Source organism: Streptomyces sirii, assembly GCF_045690365.1.
GTDB lineage: Bacteria > Actinomycetota > Actinomycetes > Streptomycetales > Streptomycetaceae > Streptomyces > Streptomyces sirii.
The window spans coordinates 2,759,535-2,778,686 of record NZ_CP147982.1 but is presented as its reverse complement, the minus strand read 5'-3'; the positions used below and the strand labels follow the sequence as shown (position 1 = coordinate 2,778,686).

Below are 19,152 nucleotides of genomic sequence, written 5' to 3'. Positions count from 1 at the left end.
CCGCTACTGCTGCAGGTCGAACTCGCCGTCCCGCGCGCCGAGTACGAAGGCCCGCCACTCCGCCTCGGTGTAGCGCAGTACCACATCGGGGTCCATGGAGTTGCGCATGGCCACCGCACCGCGCTCCAGGAAGGCGATCTCCACCGCCTCCTCAGCGTCGCCCGGGGGGCGCTGCCAGGCGGCGTCGGTGATGTCGAGGGCGTAGAGCCACTCTTTCTCGGCTGCGGCACTCATACCGTGTTCCCCTCGCTCGTGGACCATTGCGGTCAGCGTACGCAATGGTCAGGTGAGCTTCCAGCGGCGGAACTCGGCCGTACCGCGTTCCCCGGACGCGGAGTTGGCGGCGCACTGGTGCAGTCCGGTGTCCTGCCGCGGGGCCGCTCCGGGGACGGCGACGGTGGCGATCTCACGCCAGGTCGCACCGCCGTCGGTGGAGCAGGATCCGGTGTACGTACCCGCGCGCGGGCCGTCGTCCGCGCCACGCCGCAGCCGCAGCAGCACCGGTGCGGTGACGCCGGCCAGGCGCCGGTAGGTGTCCAGGGCGCCGTCGCCGTCGGCGTCGTAGGACAGCACGACGCCGTTGCCGGGGGTCACCGAGAGGTTGAGGAAGCCGAGCCCGTCCGGCGAGCCCGGGGCGGGCGCGGGGGCGAGGCGATTGCGGACGATCAGGCCGGCGCGGGCCCAGGGACCGGTCGCGTCCTGCGCGGTCACCTCGACCGTCACCGACCCGCCCGCGGTCAGCGCGCCCGGCCGGACGACCGCGCCGAACTCGGCGGTGGCCCTCCACAGATCGGCGCCCGCGCCGTCGATCGCGAAGCGGTCGTCCAGCTGGCCGAAGACCGCGGCGTTCGTCGTCACCGTCTCCAGGCCTGCATCGAGTGGTCCGGCGACGAAGAGCGTGCCGTGCCGCTCGGCCCGCACCCGCGACTCGCCCCGGGGGCCGTACGCGACGCTCAGGCCGTAGGGCAGCGGCCGCAGCGGGGCGGTCGGCGGACCGGCCGGGGCGGTGACCCGCCAGCGGGCCCGGCCGGTGCCGCCGGGCGGGACGGACGGCAGGGACACCGGGCCCGAGGCGGAGGCGTCGAGGCCGTCCAGCGCGAAGTCGACCCGGCCGGTCGCCCGCAGCCCGTTGACGTTGCGCAGCGCCGCGGTGACCGTGGCGCGGCCGCCCGGCGGCAGCGCGCCGGGGGCGGCGGTGAGCGTGACCGTGCCCTGATACGGGGCCCTGGCCAGGGCGTCGTGGACCCGGCGCGCGGTGCGGTGGGCGTCGGCGGTGGGGCGCAGCGGATAGCTCTTGCGCTCGCGGGTCCAGGGCTCCTCGACGGCGTACCAGTCGAAGGTCCGGGGCGGCCGGTCCGCGGCCAGCGCGTCCGCCAGCTCGTCCAAGTACGCCTGCCACTGCGGGAGATGGACATCGGCGATCAGGCCGTGCCAGTCGCGGTTGGCGTAGTTGGCGAGCTTGCCGCCGTCGGCGCTGGGACGGTCCGCCCAGGTGGTGATCAGTGCGCGGGCGCTGTGCTCCAGCTGCGCCGCCTCCTCGTCGCCGGACGCCATCGCCTTCGCCTCCGCCAGCCACGGCCCGAGCAGGAACCGGCGGTGCGCGCCGGTGACCTCCTCGCTCAGCCGCATCAGCCGCAGCCACAGCCCGGACAGTGCGCCGAAGGTCGCCCGGTCCCTGCGCCGGTAGGCGTCCTGGAGCTGCCCGATCAGCTGCCAGGACCGGTTGGCCAGGGCCTGGCGGGCGGCGTCGGTGAGGTCGTGGCGGTAGGCGTCGCCGCCGCGCAGCGCGGGGCGCACGCGCAGCAGCGCGGCGAACGCGGCGTCGAACGCGGCCGGATCGAAGGCGGGGGAGTGGGTGGCGTACGTGGTGCCGGAGCGGGCGGCCAGGCTGGGGCGGGCGGCGAAGACCGAGTCGTGCGGACGGCCGTCCTGGCTGGCGATCTCGTACGCGCTGGTGCGCAGCGTGGCGAACGCGGCGCGGGCCGCGTCGTCGCGGGCGCCGTAGCGCAGGTCGGCATAGCCGTCGAACCACGCCTCCCGGTCCACCGGGTGCTCCCGCCACGCCAGTTCGCTGAACAGCTCGAAGGCCGCCGGATCGCGCTCGGCGGCCTCCGGCATGTACGCGGTGCCGACGAGCCGGCTGCCCGGCTTGTCACGCCAGGCGGTGAAGCGCTCGGCCCAGATGTGCGTCTTCGCGCCGAGGGTGGTGCGGCCGCCGAAGTTGGGGATGGAGCCGAAGGCGTACGGCACCCCGCCCCAGTCCCGCTCGCGGTCGGTGACCGTGTCCAGGTCGCTGAGGCCGTCCACGATCAGCATCCGGTCGTGGTCGACGGCGTCCAGCAGGTCCCGCCGCGGGTTGTCCTGCCAGCCCAGGATCACCCAGATGGCATCGGGACGGGCGGTGCGCAGGGCCCGTTCGACGGCGCGTGCGGCTTCCGGCACCGGTACGTCCCCCGGGTCGCCGCCCTCGTGCAGCAGATCCATCTTGAAGTGGTCGGCGGGGCCCAGGAGTTGCTCCTGGTGGCGGTAGAAGGCGGCGGCCACCGAGGCGAAGACCCGGCTGCGCGGGTCCAGCCAGTCGGGTCGGGCGAGGCCCGACCAGGTGCCCTGCGGCACGGTGCGGGCTCCGGGATTCCGGTCGGCGAAGCCGCCGGGGACGGTGCCGAAGTAGCCGGGCAGCACGGGACGCATGCCCAGCTCACGCAGCCGGTCGCAGATCCGCCGCCCCAACGCGGCTCGCCTGCCCAGGAGCCGGTGGCTCACCGGCCCGCCGTAGCCGCTCATGTTCTGCAGCAGCCACCACGGCTGGTGCGAGGGCGCCGGCAGCCAGCCGCGGGCCTCGGCGTCGGAGTAGCCGAAGTCGGTCAGCAGCCGGTGGTAGACGGCCTCGGCACCCGGGGTGACCAGCACCTCGTTCACCCCGTGCAGCGCCAGCACGTCGATCAGCCGCTCCCAGCGCGGCCAGTCCGCGTACGGGGCGGTGTAACCGTCGTGGGTGTCGTTGAGGGCGAAGCGGTGCGGCAGCGAGGTGGCGCGCTCGACGGGGGCGTCCGGGGCGGGCAGCACATCCGGCAGCTCCAGCTGGTCCCCGGCCCAGGACAGATGCGCCCGGCAGGTGTATTTCAGGTACCAGTTGACGCCGGTCAGCAGCGCCGCGGGCGTCGTCCCGGCGACGGTGATCCGGCCGGCCCGCCCGGTCACCCGGAAGCGGTCGGTGCCGCCGTCGGCGACGAGCGGCACCGGCTCGAACTGGTCGGCGTGGCCGGGCAGCAGACGCGCCAGTGCGGCCCGCACCGGCGCGACGTCGTAGGCGGCCGCCGGTGCCCGCCTGGCGCCCCGCCCTGGCCCGGCCCGCCCCGGCGCGGCCGCTCCGAGCACCGCCCCCGCGCTGATCGCCCCGGCGGTCCCCAACAGTGCGCGTCGTGACGGTGACGGTCGGCTCATGTGGTCCCCCACGGGTGGCAACAACGACGGTCCGTATCGTCCGCACGCTAGCGCTGCGCTGGGCTGGCTTCCCACGTTTTCGGCTTTCCCGCCATGGGGGTGTCTCGCCGTTTCGCCTGCGGCGGGCGTGGGTTGTCGGCTGCGGCGCCGTGGTGCCTAGTCACCGTTGCGCCTGGCGGCGGGCGTGGTGTGTCGGGTGCGGTGACAGCCCTACGGACTCCGTCCTACGGTCTGTCCCCTCCCGTGGGTGGGTGGAAAGGCGGCCCGGTGGGGGCGTGCCTAATTCGTCCACTGCCCGCGCGTACGGGCTTACGTCCACCCCCACCGTTCTTCTCCCACCCACTACGGGAGGGGGCGGGCCGGAGGGGTAGGGGTGTGGGACGTAAAGCGCAGCAGTCCCACACCCCTACCCCTCCGGCCCGTCACCGGCAGCCGAACAGCCCCGCGCAGCGGACCCCGCCCGCCGCAGGCGCAACGGCGAGTAAGTCGAACACGTCGGCCGCAGCAAAGCGCAGCGGAGGGGCCCGCCGCAGGCGCCACGGCGAGTAAGTCGAACACGTCGGCCGCAGCAAAGCGCAGCGGAGGGGCCCGCCGCAGGCGAACCACGCGAAACCCCCACGGCGGGACAGCCGAAAACGTGGGAAGCCAGCAAAACGCAGTGTTACGCGGAGGCTCACCCCCTAGCTCCCTGCGCTTCACGTGCCCGGCTGTCGGGCCGGGGAACAGTCTGGCGCGTAGAGAAGGGCCAGGTCATGACCGTGGCCCGCCGGTCTATCGCAGCCTCCCCACTCCCCATGGAGGGCTCCCATGAGCATGGCAACGACCGCGTCCACCACCCCCGGCACCGCTCCCGGACCCGCGGCGGTACCCGCCGCATCCGTCCCCGACTACACCGCGCAGATCGCCGACACCACCGAACAGATCCGCGCCGCGCAGCGGCTGCGCCACGAGGTCTTCGCCGGCGAGATGGGCGCGACCCTGCACTCCCCGCTGGCCGGCCACGACATCGACGCCGTCGACGAGCTGGCCGACCACCTCATCGTCACCCGCACCGCCACCGACGAGGTCGTCGGCACCTACCGCCTGCTGCCGCCCGGCCGCAGCCCGCGGCTGTACTCCGACGGCGAGTTCGACCTCGGGGCCCTGGAAGAGCTGCGCCCCTCGCTCATCGAGGCAGGCCGCTCCTGCGTCCACCCCGACCACCGCAGTGGTGCGGTGATGACCCAGATGTGGGCCGCCCTCGCCCGCTACACCCTGCTCTCCGGCCACCGCTACCTGGCCGGCTGCGCCTCCGTCCCGCTCTCCGACGGCGGCACCGCCGCCGCCCACGCCTGGGAGCTGGGCCGCACCCGGTACGCCGCACCGCCCGAGCTGCAGGTCACCCCGCACCACCCCTGGCACTCCACCGTCCCGGTGCCCGACCGCCCCGGCCTGGCCCAGCTGCCCCCGCTGCTCCGCGGCTACCTCCGCATCGGTGCCTTCATCTGCGGCGCGCCCGCCCACGACCCGGAGTTCGACGTCGCCGACTTCTTCGTCGTGCTGGACATGGAGCGGCTCGGCGACCGCTACCGGCGCTACTTCCTGGGGGAGCGGTGAACGGCCCCTGGGACGTCTGGTCCGACTGCACACCGGGCTGCGCGGCACACGCCCTGCCGCGGATCCCGGCGACCGGTGTCGCCCGGCGCTCGGCGGCGTTCGCGCACCGGGTGCGCCGGGCGCTCGCGGATGGCGAGCGGATGGCCGATCCGGTGCGGCTGCGGGCGCACGCCGGCGGGCTGCTCCACGCGCTGGGCATCCGCCTCGACAGCCCGGGGGAGGGCCCCGGCACCCTCACCTCCGGGGGCGGTCCCGGCACCCTCCTGGTCGTCAACCACATCTCCTGGCTCGACATCCCCGCCCTGCTCGCCGTCGAACCGGTCACCCTGCTCGCCAAGCGCGAGGTCGGCGGCTGGCCGGTGGTCGGCGGACTGGCCCGCAGAGCCGGTACGCACTTCATCGACCGGACGAGTCCCCGCGGGCTGCCCGGCGCCATAGGGGACCTGACCGGACTGCTCGCCTCCGGACGGTCGGTGGCGGTCTTCCCGCAGGCCACCACCTGGTGCACCGCCGATCAGGGCACCTTCCGCCGGGCCACCTTCCAGGCCGCGCTCGACGCGGGCGCACCGGTCCGGCCGGTGACCGTCGAGTACACCCAGCGGGAACTGCCCAGCACGGTCGCCGCGTTCTGCGGCGAGGACACCTTTCTCGGCTCGCTGCGCCGGGTGCTCGCCGCCCGCGCGCTGACGATACGCGTCACCGCGCATCCGGTGCTGACCACGGCGGGCGGGGAACCGGGCCTGGACCGCCGGGAGTTGGCGGCGCGTGCGGCACGGGCGGTGCTGGGCGGCCGGTCGCCGGCGGCGGCACCGGTACGGGGCGCGGCGGTGCGGCACACGGCGGTGGCGGCCGCGGACGTCCGGGATGCCCCGGCCCATGTTTGACCTGCTCGACCAGCTCGCCGAGCCACTCCAGGGCCTGCTGGACTCGCCCTGGCTGTGGCTGGTCGTGCTGCTGGTGTCCGGTCTCGACGCGCTGCTGCCGTTCATGCCGAGCGAGACCACGGTCCTCCTGGTCGCCGTGCTCATCGGCCCCGACCTGCCGCTGCTCGCCCTGCTGGCGGGGGTCGCGGCGGCCGGGGCGCTGGCCGGCGACTGCCTGGGCTACGCGGTGGGCCGGTACGCCGGCCCACGCGCCACCGCCCGGCTGCTCCGCGGCGAACGCGGTCGCGCCCGGCACGCCAGGGCCCGCGCGATGGTCGAGCGGCATGCGGCCCTGCTCGTCGTCGGCGGCCGCTTCGTGCCCGGTGGCCGCGTGGTCTCCGCCCTGTCCACCGGCAGCGTCCACTTCCCGCTGCGCCGCTTCGTGCTGCTGGACGCGGTGGGCGCGGGCGTCTGGGCGCTGTGCAGCGCGGCCCTCGGCGGCCTGGGCGGCGCGGCGCTCACCGACTCCCCGGCCGAGGCGATGCTGCTGGCCTCCGGAATCGGACTCCTGGTGGCGGCCGGTGTGGGGTGTCTGTACCGGCGCGGCCCGGGCGCCCTCCCGCCCCCGAAGGAGCGGGCCGGCGCCGGTTGCGGTTAGGGGGTGTCTCCCCGATCTTCGGGAGACACCCCCTGGCGCCGGTCTCAGGCGCTCGGCACGTACTTGTAGCCGACCCGGCGCACCGTCACGATCGACGCCCGGTGCCGGGCGCCCAACTTGCGGCGCAGCCGGGCGACATGGACATCGACGGTGCGGCCGTCGCCGACGTGGCCGTACCCCCACACCGTGGTCACCAGCTGGTCGCGGGTGTGCACCCGGTGCGGGTGGGCGACCAGATGCGCCAGCAGCTCGAATTCGAGGTACGTCAGATCCAGCGGCCGGCCCTGGACGTACGCGGTCCGCTGCTCGGGGTCGATCCGCACGATCTCGTCGCCGGTCGGCGCGACCGCGGGTTCGACGGCCGGCTGCGCGACGGTCTGCTCGGCGGGTACGAGGACCAGGTACCCGACCATCGGCGGCTGGCCGGGCAGGGCGGGCAGGCTGTGCTGGGGCGCCGGGATCCAGGTCGCGCCGGAGTCCAGCAGTTCGGCGACCGAGCGGACATCGTGCCGCGCCGCGCCGTTCGGGGCGGTGGCGGGTGAGGGCAGGGCCTCGTCGGGTGTCACCGCGCGCAGTCGGTGGCGATGAGGGTGCGGGGTGGTGCGGGGGGACTCGGGAGCCGTCGCGGAGTTGGCGGCCAGGGTACGGACGTTCGTCATCGGGAGTCAGCTCTTTCGCGCAGAGGGGCGTCGGGGACGTCGTGCGCGCGGGCAGGGCTGGGGACGCCGGTCAGCGGCGTCGATGAGGCGTGTGCGGGCCCGCGCTCAGTGTGCGCGGCAACACAGAAGGTCGAAGGCGTGAGCCTGCCGGGACGGCCAGAAGGGCTCGAGGTCGCTGCGACCCGTCGCGCTGTCTGTAAGGCTGGCCATGGCCTTATTGAACCAGACGGTCGGTGATCTGTCCCTCGTCCGGGTGCCAGTGTGACGTGATTCCGCCGCGCCCGGCCCGCGCGGGCGGCGGGACCGGGGGCGACGCGGATCCGACTCGGCTTCCTCGCCATGGAGTTGGGGAGCGGGGGGCCACGGGGGCCGATGGCCGAAAAGTGCTGGTCCCGGCTCAGGCGGTGGCGTCTCGTCCCGCTCCCGCCCGTATGCCGCACCCCAGCGCCACGCCGAGCGCTATCGCCGCCAGATGCCCGGCGTCGGTGAACGTCCGGCCGCGCCGGAGTACGGGGCGGATGCCCAGCGCCAGCAGCCCGGCGGTCGCCGCGGCCCGGGCGCCGCGGTGCGGGACGCTCGCGGCCAGGGCGCCCAGCGTGGCGTTGAAGCCGTAGCTGGCCCCGACGTCGACGGCCCGCGCGGTCGCGTCCGGCGGACTCGTACGGACCCGGCCGCGCAGCCCCGCGTATATCAGCAGGCTGGCGCCCGTGTGCCCGGCCGCGAACACCGCTGCCGCGCGCCCGGGGCCCCAGCGGGTCTCGGCCGTCCCCAGGGCGGCGAGCAGCGCGGCGGCGTACGGGATCGGCGGCGGCTCCTCGACGAGGCCCGCGCTGGTGGCCAGCGTCTCCCAGCGGCCGGCCCGCAGATTGGCCACATTGGTGGAGTGGCGGCGCAGCAGCTGTGTGCGCCGCTCTTCGGGCAGCCGCGCGGTGGCGTGTGCGCCGAGCTGTACGGCGCCGACGTAGAGCGGCGCGAGCCATGGCATGCGGAGGGTCATCTCAGGCCCCCGCCGGCAGCCGCTTGCGCCAGTCCAAGGGGGTGACCTCGACGACCCGGTCCGGATCGCCGTCCCAGCGCACCGACAGGCCCGCCTCGCCGAGCGCCGCGGCCACCGCCCGTCCGATTTCGGCGCGTTCGTCCGTGGGTGCCTGACTCGCCGGGGCCTCGCCCGTTGCCTCCTCGAAGTCCGCATAGGAGCCGTATCGGACCGCCAGCCCGTGGCCCTCCGCGGCCGACTCGGTGTCCTGGTGGTGGAAGAAGGCGAAGCCCCGGTCGCCCTCGGCGCGTTCGGCGGCTATCTCGCCGAGCCCGCAGCGGCTGCAGCAGGTGAAGTCCATCCGGGCCGTCAGCCCCTCGGCCCCCAGCGCGGCGAAGGCCTGCGCGACCCGGTCCGCGTCGGTGACCTCGGGCCAGTCGGCCTGCTCGGTCAGCCGCTCCTCCCACAGGCCGGCGACGATCCGCCGTGCCTCCTCCGGCGAGACCGGGGTGTCCGCGGGGTCGAAGGCGTCGCAGACGCCCTGCGCGACCTCGTGGAAGGTGCGGAAGCCGGACCGGATGCCCTTGCGAGCCTGCTCCTCGGCGGCCGCTCGGGTCTCCGGGGCCAGCCCGGGCGTGGAGAACAGGTCCGCGGGCTGCCAGTCCAGCGCCGTACGCCACGACTCCCCGCCGCGCGCCCAGTCCACGAAGGCCTCGGCGACCCGCTCGGCGTCGTCGGTCCCCGCGGAGAAGTGCCGCTCCGGTGCGCCGTCGCGGTGCTCCACCCGGAACGGTCCGTCGCCGTCCCGCCAGGTCTGCACGTACACCTGGTCCTCGGCCGGCAGCCGGTCGACGACGACGAAGTGGTCGCCGTCGCCGCCGATTCGCCGCAGCAGCCCTGCCAGCTCGGCTGCCGTGGGGCGTGAACGGTCCGCCCCGGTCTCGGTCTTGACGCTGATCGCAAGCATGTCCCCAGCCTGCCAGCCGCCACTGACAACCGGCCGCGGCCCGGCGCGAGGAGCCGCGCCGGGCACGCGAAAGGGCCGGGCCCCTCGGCCCGGCCCTCTCCTGCGCGTGCGTTCCGCCTGCCTCGACTCTGCCCGCGCAGCCTGCTCGCTCAGATCTGCTCGCGTCGCGCCAGTTCCGTGCAGCAGGTGTCCGCGATCAGCCGGGTGACCACGTACGGGTCGACGTTGGCGTTCGGCCGACGGTCCTCGATGTAGCCCTTCTTCTCCACCTCGACCTGCCACGGGATGCGCACCGAGGCGCCGCGGTCGGAGGCGCCGTAGCTGTACTCGTCCCACGGGGCGGTCTCGTGCGCGCCGGTCAGCCGGTCCTCGATGCCGGTGCCGTACTGGCGCACGTGCTCCAGCGGCTTGTCGCCCTCGCCCAGCGCCTCACAGGCGGTGATGATCGCGTCGTAGCCCTCGCGCATCGCACGGGTGGAGAAGTTGGTGTGCGCACCCGCGCCGTTCCAGTCGCCCTTGGCCGGCTTGGCCTCCAGCGACGCGGTGACGCCGTACTCCTCCGCCACGCGGTGCAGCAGCCAGCGCGCCACCCACATGTGGTCCGAGACCTCCAGCGGCGCCAGGGCGCCGACCTGGAACTCCCACTGGCCGGGCATGACCTCGGCGTTGATGCCGGACAGACCGAGGCCGGCCGCCAGGCACAGGTCGAGGTGCTTCTCGACGATCTCCCGGCCGAAGATCTCGCCCGCGCCGACACCGCAGTAGTAGCCGCCCTGGGGCGCCGGGAAGCCGCCCTCGGGGAAGCCCAGCGGACGGTCGCCCTTGAGGAAGGTGTACTCCTGCTCGATGCCGAAGATCGGCTCCTGGCCGGCGAACTTCTCCGCCACCGGGCGCAGCAGCGCGCGGGTGTTGGAGGGGTGCGGGGTCAGGTCGGTGTGCAGCACCTCGCACAGCACCAGCAGGTGGTCGCCGCCGCGGATCGGGTCCGGGCAGCTGAACACCGGCTCCAGGACGAGGTCCGAGGAGTGGCCCTCCGCCTGGTTGGTGCTGGACCCGTCGAAGCCCCAGCGCGGCAGCTTGGATCCATCCGCCAGGATCTTGGTCTTGGAACGGAGCTTGGCGGTCGGCTGGGTGCCGTCGATCCAGATGTACTCGGCCTTGATGGTCACGGGGTCCTCTTATACGGGTAGGTGCGGGTACGCGTGCGGGCGTACTGCCGCACACTCGCAACAGGCCGTTTCCCGTCCGTTGCCCATATGTGAACCGCAGGTTACTCAACCGGACATCTCGCGGTTCCGCGGATTTACGTCCGACTGTGCCCCGGTTTGCCCATTCCGATATGCCCTGCTTTGCCTCTCGCCGTGTGGTGCAAAGCTCAACCGAAGCACTTCAGCAGGCCCTGGAATCCCAGATGGTCGACGCGCCGCACCAGCTCCCGGCCGCTGATCCCCATCGCCTCCGCGGTACGCCCCACATGCCACTCGTGCGCGGCGAGCCGGTGCAGCACATGGCCGCGCCGGACCTGCTTGTCGGAGAGCCGGAACGTCTTGAGATAGGCGACCCGCCCCTTTCCGTCCGTGATCAGCTCGCCGATGTGCTGGGGGCGGTGCAGCGCGAAGGGCGGCAGGAAGCGCGACAGCCGGAAGCGCCCCATCCGGTACACCCGCCGGACGTCGTAGGACTCGTCGAGCAGTTCGCCCGCCATCAGGTCGGCGTGCTGCGCCTCCCACTCCCGGGCCCGGCGCTCGGCGGCGGATCGCAGCTCCCCGAGCGAGGTGATGTACTCCGCCGCGATCCGGGCGGTGAACTCCGGCACCGGTCCACCGTAGAGGGCGTACTGGTACATCAGCTCGCCGTAGAGGTCCTGCAGCAGGGACGGGTGCAGCGCCCGGTAGTCGTCCGGGTGCGGCACCACGAAGGCGGCGGCCAGCGCGTCGGCGACGTACACCAGCACACCGCACTGCCCCGGGTGGATCTCGAAGACCCGCAGTGCGTCATCGAGCCCGCGCACCCGCTCGCCCCGGTAGGCCCGCTCCGCACGTGGCGAGAGCCCGTCGCGCACCGCCCGCCGGGTCCACTCCTCCCACACGATCGACGGGCCGCCGAAGTGCAGCGCCAGATAGCCGTCGAGCGCCAGATGGAGCGGCAGGAAGCGCAGCCCGCCCGAAGGCCCGCCGGGCGAGCGCCCCTTCCCGGGCGCCGTGCCCCGCTTCTGGACGAGCCGGCGCGGAAAGTGCAGCGGCGCACAGTCCACCGGGCCGCGCCCGTCGCTCAGCTGCGAGCCGTACGCGGCCGCGGGCGATCCGTCGGAGGTCCAGTCGGCCACGAACCCATGCGGGATGTACGAGGTGTAGGAGGTGTTCCGGTCGGCCGCCACGGTCGCCGGGCCGTCCTCGTACAGCTCGCGGTGCAGCCGGAGATCGACGATCGGCTCGGCGCGCACCAACGGGACGAGCCGGACCGCGCCCCACACCTGGGCCGGCCGGGCGCGCAGCCCGCTCAGATCCAGCCCGCTCATGCCCAAGCCCCCTTCCGTCCCGGCTCTTCGCCCAGGAACCGCCGCACCCGGTCGTCCAGATGGGCCCGCAGCTCGGCCGGTCCCGTACGGCCCTCGGCGAACCGCGCCAGCGGTACCAGCGCCGGCAGATCCTCCGCGTCGCGCACCCCGGCCGTCGGCACCGAGGCGGACAGCCGCCGTACGGCGAAGTCCTCGGCGTCGTAGACCGGGTTGAGGTGCACCACGGAGGTGCGGTGCTCCGGATCGAGCCGGGTGCGCCACACCCGGAGCACCTCACCGGCCAGGCCGGGCGGCGCGTTGTCCCATCCGTCGGAGACGATCACCAGCCGCTCCGGCGCGTCCTCCAGCGCGTCCAGCAGCCGCATCCCCAGGGGGGTCGGCCCGTAGGGGAAGGCCAGCAGCGCGTCCCGCCGCCCCGAGGTCCACCGGGGCAGATACGTCTCCGCAAGCGCCTCCAGCAGGAAGTGGCAGGCCAGCGCGGTCGCCAGCGGGCGGTGCCGCTTCTGCCGCGAGCCGGTGGTGGAGAAGCTGTCGTCCAATACGGCCGCCACCCGGCCCCAGGTCCCGGCCTGCGCACCGGCCGTACGCCGCGCCGCCGCCCGCAGCGCACCGGTCAGCTCGACGCGCCGCGCGGCCCGGTCGCCCAGCGGCAGCCCGAGGACGTACGAGGCCAGCCGGGTCAGCGGCTGCCCGCCGAGATCGAGGTCCACCCGGGCACCCCGCGCACGGGCCGACTCCTGCGTGCGCAGCCGCTCCAGCCGCGTCATACGCGGTGCGATGCGCTCCAGGAAGACGCGGCGGTCGATGCCGTGCGCCGCCGCGAAGCCCTCGGCGACGGTGAACGGCAGCTCGTACACCGCGCCCTGCTCGTAGTGCGCCCGGCGCCAGGCGTCCAGCAGCGGGGTGGTGAAGTGCTTGCGGCGGTCCGGTGCGAAGAGGAAGTCGCCCAGCTCGCCACCGGTGTCCGCCGGGCCGTCCAGCGGCAGATGGGCATGGCGCGCCGCGCACTTGAGGCCGCCCCGGTACTTCACGGCGTCCAGGGCCGCATCCGGGCGCGCCGCGAACCAGTCGCGCATGATCGCGCGGGTGCGGCGGTTGTTGACCTTGGCGGTGCGCAGCGCGCGGAACAGGCGGTACACGCGCGGTGCGGGCAGCCGCGCCAGCCGGGCCGCGATCAGCCGCCCCTCGGTGCGTCGCTCCTGGGCCGTCGCCTCGCCCGCGGTCCGCAGCAGCTCCTGCACGATCAGCGCCGCGTTGTGGTCGTTGATGTCCAGCGCGAGCGAGGCGGCGTACAGGGGGCGGTAGTTGATGCGGACGTATGCGTGCAGGAAGTCCAGCGACAACTGCTGCGCACCGGCGTCGGAGTGGAATTCGCGCTGCCCGGTGGAGGTGATCGCGGCATTGACGAACAGCAGCACGTCCTCGGCCGCCACCAGATCCGAGCCGCTCGCCACCCCGTCCTCCCCCGTCCGTCGGATGCCGGCCGGGGAATGGGGGCACGAGCAGCGAATCGTTGCTTTGCAGAGCAGGTCCGGAAGTCGCACCGGAGTCCCGCGGCCGGCCCGTGCAACGTAACACCGCCCGCGCGTACGGGCATATGGATTACCCGCCGGGGCCACGGCCGCCGGATGCTCGTGCCGCGCCGCACCCCGCGGGACACTGGCCCCATGACGACCCTGCGCATCGGACTCCTCGGCACCGGCCCCTGGGCGCGCGGCGTCCACGCCCCCGCCCTCGCCGCGCACCCCGGCGTCGAGCTCACCGGTATCTGGGGGCGCAGACCGGAGGCCGCCGCCGCGCTGGCCCAGGCCCACGGCTCCCGCCCGTACGCCACCCCCGGAGAGCTGTTCGCCGCCTGCGACGCGGTGTCGATCGCCCTGCCGCCGTCCGTCCAGGCCCCGTTGGCGGTGCGCGCCGCCGAGGCCGGCTGCCATCTGCTGCTGGACAAGCCGGTCGCCACCTCCGTGCCCGAGGCGCGGGCCGCCGCCGACGCCGTCGACCGCGCCGGCGTCGCCTCGGTGGTCTTCTTCACCGCGCGCTTCGGCGAGGAGGAGGGCGAGTGGATCGCCGCCCAGGCGGCCGCCGGCGGCTGGTTCACCGCGCACGCCGACTGGCTCGCCCCGGTCTTCGTCGAGGACACCACCAGCCCGTACGCCCGCTCGCCCTGGCGCCGCGAGAAGGGCGGCCTGTGGGACATCGGCCCGCATGCGCTCTCCGTGCTCCTCGCGGTCCTCGGTGACGTGGAGGCGATCACCGCCGCCCGGGGCCCGGCCGACACCGTCCTGCTGGCGATGCGTCACAGCAGCGGGGCGGCCAGTTCGGCGACGGTGGGCCTCGCCGCCCCGGCCGCCGCGTCCGGCGTCGAGGTCACCCTCCGCGGCACCGCCGGCGTCGCCACCCTGCCGCGCCGCCGGCACGGCCCCGACGCGGCCTACCACCGTGCCGTCGACGCCCTGCTCGCCGCCGCCGGCACCGGCCTGCCGAACGCCTGCGACATCCACTTCGGGCTGCGGGTCACCGAGATCCTGGCCGCGGCGGAGGGGACACTGGCACCGCTCATGCCTCTGGGGGCATGACCACATGGCGGAATTGGTCATGGAGTGCATGAGCGATCGCGCTTAGCGTCAGAGGTGTCCGACGCACCGCCGCCGCACCGAGGAGCACCACCGCCATGCCGCCCGCCACCGGATTCACCAGCTACGTCGACACCATCCTGGCCGCCCTCGCCCAGGACCCCTCCCGGACCGTACTGACCGGCCCGGAGAGGGAGGGCGCCACCGGTAGACCGGGCGGGGAGGCCCGCCCCGAGGTCACCGCCGGCGCCTTACACGCCACCGTCCACCGGATGGCGGCCGTGCTGGCCGACCGCGGCATCGGCCGCGGCCGCACCGTCTCCGTCCTCAGCGGCAACCGCGCCGAGGCGCTCGCCGCCCGCTACGCCGTCAACCTCCTCGGCGCCCGCGTGGTCCTCCTCTACGACGGCATGGCCGCCGAGACCCTGGCCCGTGTCGTGGCGAGCGCCGAGACCGCCCTGCTCCTCGTCGACCCGGCGCTGCACGACACCGCACGCGACCTCCTCGCGCACACCGAGGGCCCGCTGCCCGAGGTCATGACCTTCGGTCCGGCGTCGTCCGACCTCGGCCCCGACCTGACGGCCGCCTGCGCCGCCCTGCCGGCCACCCCCGCCGTCCCGAGCGCCGCCCGCCCGGAGGACGACTGGTGCATCCGGCACACCGGGGGAACGACCGGCATCCCCAAGGGGGTCCGGATGGCGCACGCCCCGTACGCCGGGATGATCGCCCAGCAGTCGGCGGGCACCGGCGAGCGGCCCCGGTTCCTCGCCTGCACCTCGCTGTCCCACCTGGCGGGCGTGCTGAGCGATGTGACGCTCGCCGCCGGCGGCAGCGTCGTACTGCACCGCGCCTTCGACCCGGCCGCCGTCCTCGCCGCCGTCGCCCACGACCGCATCAGCCACCTGTGGTTGCTGCCCCCGCTGCTGTACCGCCTCCTGGACGACCCGGCCCTCCCCACGACCGACCTCGCCTCGCTGACCAGCATCGTCTACGGCGGCTGCATGGCCTCCCCGTCCCGGCTGATGGAGGCCGCCAAGGCCTTCGGCCCGGTGCTGTACGGGATGTACGGCATGTCCGAGGCGATGTCGATCACCACGGCCCTCCCCGCGGACCACACCCCGACCGGCCCCGACGGCCGGATCACCGTCGGCCGGGCGCTGCCCGGTGTCGAGCTGGCGATCCGCGACGCCGACGGGCGGGACCTGCCGGCGGGGGCGCAGGGCGAGGTCCACGTACGCTCCGCCGGCGTGATGACGGGCTACTGGAAGCAGCCCGAGCTGACCGCGCGGGCGCTGACCGGCGACGGCTGGCTGCGCACCGGCGACGTGGGCTGCCTGGACGACGACGGCCGGCTCTACCTCGTCGACCGGGTCAAGGACGTGATCATCGTCGTCGGGGGCCATGTCCACCCGGCGGAGGTCGAGGACCTGCTGCACACCCACCCGGCGGTCGCCCACTGCGCCGTCTACGGGGTGCGCACGGCCGACGAGGCGGAGCAGGTGCACGCCGCGGTCGTCCCCGCCCCGGCCCGCCGGGTGGACACCGCCGCTCTGCGCGCCTTCGTCACCGAGCACAAGGGCGCGCTCTACGCCCCCGTCGCCATCCGGGTGGTGGACGAGATCCCCCTCACCCCCGTCGGCAAGCCCGACAAGGCCCAGCTGCGGGCCGCCGTCGCCACGTCCTGAACCGGCCCGCCCCGGCGGTCCCGACGCGCCCCTGGCCAGAGGCCCCAAATCGCCCCTGGCCAGGGGCTTTTGTCAGTGGGGGCCAGTAGAATGGGAACCAGTCAGTGAGGGTTTTTCCACGCTCCAGGAGGTCGCCGATGGCCGCTGCCACACTCATGACGAAGCCTCTCCCGGCCCACCCGCTGCCCAAGAAGCCGCTGCCCGCCGGATGGCCGCGCGAGCGGTACGAATCCCACAACCGCCGCCTGAAGGCCATGCGTCTGGCCATAGCCCTGCTCGACACCGGCGTCTACCGCCCCGAGCAGGCCCACAACCGCAAGATCCGCAGCACCGCCGCGGAAATCGGGGTGCACAGCCCCTCCGACACGACCTGCCGCCTGGTCCGCGCCCTGATCTACGACAACTGCTGATCCACCCGGTGCGCGCCCTGGACGTCCTGGTCCACGGCCGCTGATCCACGGCAACCGTCGACGCACGGCAACCGTCGACGGGGTCCGGCGGGCGGCTCGGGGTTCACTCCCCGGGTCGCTCGCCCGGCGGCATTTCCGCCACCTCCGCCAGCGCCTCTTCCAGCCACTGCACCCAGAACGTCTCCAGCCCGATGCCGGCCCGCAGCACCATCCGCCGCAGCCGGTCCTCCGGCTCCGTCGCGGTGCCGAAGTCGCGTCCCTCGATCTCCTCGTACTCCGCCAACTGTCGTCGGTGCAGGGCGAGATGGCGGTGCAGCTCTTCGCCGAGGCCGGCGTCCCCCACCACCGCGGCCGCCCGCAGCCGCACCAGCAGCGCGTTGCGGACGGGCTTGGAGTCCTGCTCGCCGGACGCCCATGCGGTCAGCTCCGCACGTCCCGCCGGCAGCACCTCGAACTCCTTCTTCTGCCCCCGGGACGGCTGCTCGGACGGCAGCGCCCGGATGAACCCGGCCTGCTCCAGCTTGCCCAGCTCCCGGTAGATCTGCTGATGCGTGGCCGGCCAGAAGTAGCCGATCGACCGGTCGAACCGGCGGGTCAGCTCCAGCCCCGACGACGGCTTCTCAAGCAGGGCGGTGAGGATCGCGTGCGGGAGGGACATGGGGAAATCCTAGGCTCTGCCCCAGGGGCCCGGCCCTGGGGCGGACCCGGTTCCCCAGGTCCGCCCCGAGACCCGCCCCAGGGCGCGGTGGCAGGTCACAGCGCCGCCGCCAGCTCCGTCCCCTGCTTGATCGCGCGCTTGGCGTCCAGCTCGGCGGCGACGTCCGCCCCGCCGATCAGATGCACCGCCCGCCCCTGTGCCCGCAGCTCCTCGTACAGCTCCCGGCGCGGCTCCTGGCCGGTGCACAGTACGACCGTGTCCACGGCGAGCGTGGTGGCCGCGCCGCCGACCGTGAGGTGCAGCCCCTCGTCGTCGATCCGCTCGTACGTCGCCCCGGCGATCATCGTCACGCCCCGGTGCCGGAGCTCCGTACGGTGGATCCAGCCCGTGGTCTTGCCCAGACCGGCGCCGACCTTGGAGGTCTTGCGCTGGAGCAGATGCACCTGGCGGGGCGCCTTGGTCCGCTCGGGCGCCCGCAGCCCGCCGCGCTCGCCGTACGCCGTGTCCACACCCCAGGCGCGGAAGTACGTCTCCGGGTCCTGGCTCGCCCCCGCGCCGGCATCGGTCAGGAACTCCGCGACGTCGAAGCCGATCCCGCCCGCGCCGATGATCGCGACCCGCTCGCCCACCGGCGCGCCGGCGCGCAGCACATCGAGGTAGCTGACGACGCTCGGGTGGTCGATCCCCTCGATCTCCGGGACGCGCGGGGTGACACCCGTGGCGACCACCACCTCGTCGTAGGCGTCGAGATCGCCGGCCGAGACGGGGGAGTTCAGCCGAACGTGCACGCCCCGCAGTGCGAGCTGGGTACGGAAGTAGCGCAGCGTCTCGTCGAACTCCTCCTTGCCCGGCACCCGCTTGGCGATGTTCAGCTGCCCGCCGATCTCCGCCGCGGCGTCGAACAGCGTGACGTCGTGGCCGCGTTCGGCGGCGGACACCGCGCAGGCCAGCCCCGCCGGACCGGCGCCGACCACCGCGAGCCGCTTGCGCAGCCGGGTCGGCGCGAGCACCAGCTCGGTCTCGTGGCAGGCCCGCGGATTGACCAGGCAGGACGTGATCTGCCCGCTGAAGGTGTGGTCGAGGCAGGCCTGGTTGCAGCCGATGCAGGTGTTGATCTCCTCGGCCCGGCCCTCCTTCGCCTTGCCGACGAAGTCCGGATCGGCCAGGAACGGCCGGGCCAGCGAGACCATGTCGGCCCGGCCGTCGGCGAGCAACTCCTCGGCGACCTCAGGGGTGTTGATCCGGTTGCTGGTCACCAGCGGAACCGAGACCGTTCCCATCAGCCGCTTGGTCACCCAGGTGAAGGCGCCGCGCGGCACCGACGTCGCGATGGTCGGAATGCGGGCCTCGTGCCACCCGATCCCGGTGTTGATGATCGTCGCGCCCGCGGCCTCGATCTCCTTGGCGAGCGCGACCACCTCCTGAAGCGTCGAGCCGCCCGGGACCAGGTCCAGCATCGACAGCCGGTAGATCAGGATGAAGTCCGTCCCGACGCGCTCCCGGATGCGGCGCACGATCTCCAGCGGGAAGCGCACCCGGTTCTCGTACGAGCCGCCCCACCGGTCCGTGCGGTGGTTGGTGGCCCCGGCGATGAACTCGTTGATCAAATACCCTTCCGAGCCCATGACCTCGACGCCGTCGTACCCGGCGGACTTGGCAAGCTCCGCCGCCCGGACGTAGTCCTCGACGGTCTGCTCGACCTCGTCGTCGGTGAGCGCGTGCGGGGTGAAGGGGCTGATCGGCGCCTGGATCGCGCTCGGGGCGACCAGGTCGGCGTGGTAGGCGTACCGCCCGAAGTGCAGGATCTGCATCGCGATCCGCCCGCCCGCGGCGTGCACCGCCTCGGTCACGGTCCGGTGCTGCGCCGCCTCCTCCGGCGTGGTCAGCTTGGCCCCGCCCTCGTACGGCCGTCCCGCCTCGTTCGGTGCGATGCCCCCGGTCACCATCAGGCCGACGCCGCCCCGGGCGCGGGCGGCGTAGAAGGCGGCCATCCGCGCGAACCCGTTCTCGGCCTCCTCCAGGCCGATGTGCATCGACCCCATCAGCACCCGGTTGGGCAGCGTGGTGAACCCGAGGTCGAGCGGGCTCATCAGGTGCGGATACGGGGTCGTGGGGCTCATGGGTGGCCTCCTTGCGCGGCGGACG

At 74.1% G+C, this 19,152-nt stretch carries 16 protein-coding genes; 6 read left to right on the top strand and 10 right to left on the bottom strand.

The window, feature by feature from the left end:
• Positions 1-3: 3 nt before the first annotated feature.
• A complete protein-coding gene (locus WAB15_RS12505) occupies positions 4-234 on the bottom strand; it encodes a DUF397 domain-containing protein (RefSeq protein WP_399151192.1) in 231 nt (76 codons plus the stop codon).
• A 48-nt stretch (positions 235-282) separates the two neighbouring features.
• The gene (locus WAB15_RS12500; RefSeq protein ID WP_407286248.1) at positions 283-3,444 is read right to left on the bottom strand and encodes an alpha-N-acetylglucosaminidase TIM-barrel domain-containing protein; all 3,162 of its coding nucleotides are present in this window, start codon (positions 3,442-3,444) and stop codon (positions 283-285) included.
• Positions 3,445-4,251: 807 nt separating this feature from the next.
• Here WAB15_RS12500 and WAB15_RS12495 point away from each other — a divergent pair.
• Genes WAB15_RS12495 through WAB15_RS12485 form a run of 3 tightly spaced genes read left to right on the top strand, consistent with a single transcriptional unit; the run spans position 4,252 to position 6,561 of the window.
• Positions 4,252-5,040 (top strand): GNAT family N-acetyltransferase, encoded by a 789-nt coding sequence (locus WAB15_RS12495; RefSeq protein WP_407286247.1) that lies wholly within the window; start codon positions 4,252-4,254, stop codon positions 5,038-5,040.
• On the top strand, positions 5,037-5,924 hold the full coding sequence (locus WAB15_RS12490; RefSeq protein WP_407286246.1) for a lysophospholipid acyltransferase family protein: 888 nt from the start codon (positions 5,037-5,039) through the stop codon (positions 5,922-5,924). Before WAB15_RS12495 ends, WAB15_RS12490 begins: the two co-directional genes overlap by 4 nt.
• Entirely contained in the window at positions 5,917-6,561 is a 645-nt protein-coding gene (locus WAB15_RS12485; RefSeq protein WP_407286245.1) for a DedA family protein, read from the top strand. The genes WAB15_RS12490 and WAB15_RS12485 overlap by 8 nt, the downstream gene beginning before the upstream one ends.
• A 44-nt stretch (positions 6,562-6,605) precedes the next feature.
• Here the strand turns inward: WAB15_RS12485 and WAB15_RS12480 are convergent, their stop codons facing one another.
• The 6 genes from WAB15_RS12480 to WAB15_RS12455 all read right to left on the bottom strand — a co-directional run bounded on the left by WAB15_RS12480 (position 6,606) and on the right by WAB15_RS12455 (position 13,135).
• Positions 6,606-7,220, bottom strand: coding sequence for a winged helix-turn-helix domain-containing protein (locus tag WAB15_RS12480; RefSeq protein ID WP_407286244.1), 615 nt, complete (start codon positions 7,218-7,220; stop codon positions 6,606-6,608).
• 397 nt (positions 7,221-7,617) lie between these two features.
• Positions 7,618-8,205, bottom strand: a complete 588-nt coding sequence (locus WAB15_RS12475) for a rhomboid-like protein (RefSeq protein WP_407286243.1) — start codon at positions 8,203-8,205, stop codon at positions 7,618-7,620.
• 13 nt (positions 8,206-8,218) lie between these two features.
• Positions 8,219-9,163 (bottom strand): DUF6891 domain-containing protein, encoded by a 945-nt coding sequence (locus WAB15_RS12470; protein WP_407286242.1) that lies wholly within the window; start codon positions 9,161-9,163, stop codon positions 8,219-8,221.
• Between the two features lie 149 nt (positions 9,164-9,312).
• The gene (gene glnII / locus WAB15_RS12465; protein WP_399151109.1) at positions 9,313-10,332 is read right to left on the bottom strand and encodes a glutamine synthetase; all 1,020 of its coding nucleotides are present in this window, start codon (positions 10,330-10,332) and stop codon (positions 9,313-9,315) included.
• A gap of 206 nt (positions 10,333-10,538) precedes the next feature.
• Positions 10,539-11,681, bottom strand: coding sequence for an ARPP-2 domain-containing protein (locus WAB15_RS12460; protein WP_399151110.1), 1,143 nt, complete (start codon positions 11,679-11,681; stop codon positions 10,539-10,541).
• A complete protein-coding gene (locus WAB15_RS12455; RefSeq protein ID WP_407286241.1) occupies positions 11,678-13,135 on the bottom strand; it encodes a hypothetical protein in 1,458 nt (485 codons plus the stop codon). Before WAB15_RS12455 ends, WAB15_RS12460 begins: the two co-directional genes overlap by 4 nt.
• A gap of 213 nt (positions 13,136-13,348) precedes the next feature.
• On the opposite strand from WAB15_RS12455, the gene WAB15_RS12450 reads away from it, so the two are divergent.
• From WAB15_RS12450 to WAB15_RS12440, 3 genes are all read left to right on the top strand, one after another.
• Positions 13,349-14,257, top strand: a complete 909-nt coding sequence (locus WAB15_RS12450; RefSeq protein ID WP_407286240.1) for a Gfo/Idh/MocA family protein — start codon at positions 13,349-13,351, stop codon at positions 14,255-14,257.
• A gap of 95 nt (positions 14,258-14,352) precedes the next feature.
• A complete protein-coding gene (locus tag WAB15_RS12445) occupies positions 14,353-15,939 on the top strand; it encodes an AMP-binding protein (RefSeq protein ID WP_407286239.1) in 1,587 nt (528 codons plus the stop codon).
• Positions 15,940-16,076: 137 nt separating this feature from the next.
• Complete coding sequence (locus tag WAB15_RS12440) at positions 16,077-16,349, top strand: hypothetical protein (protein WP_384436558.1); 273 nt, start codon at positions 16,077-16,079, stop codon at positions 16,347-16,349.
• Between the two features lie 103 nt (positions 16,350-16,452).
• Here the strand turns inward: WAB15_RS12440 and WAB15_RS12435 are convergent, their stop codons facing one another.
• Complete coding sequence (locus WAB15_RS12435; protein ID WP_407286238.1) at positions 16,453-17,007, bottom strand: PadR family transcriptional regulator; 555 nt, start codon at positions 17,005-17,007, stop codon at positions 16,453-16,455.
• A gap of 95 nt (positions 17,008-17,102) precedes the next feature.
• Positions 17,103-19,127, bottom strand: coding sequence for an FAD-dependent oxidoreductase (locus tag WAB15_RS12430; RefSeq protein ID WP_407286237.1), 2,025 nt, complete (start codon positions 19,125-19,127; stop codon positions 17,103-17,105).
• Positions 19,128-19,152: the final 25 nt, after the last annotated feature.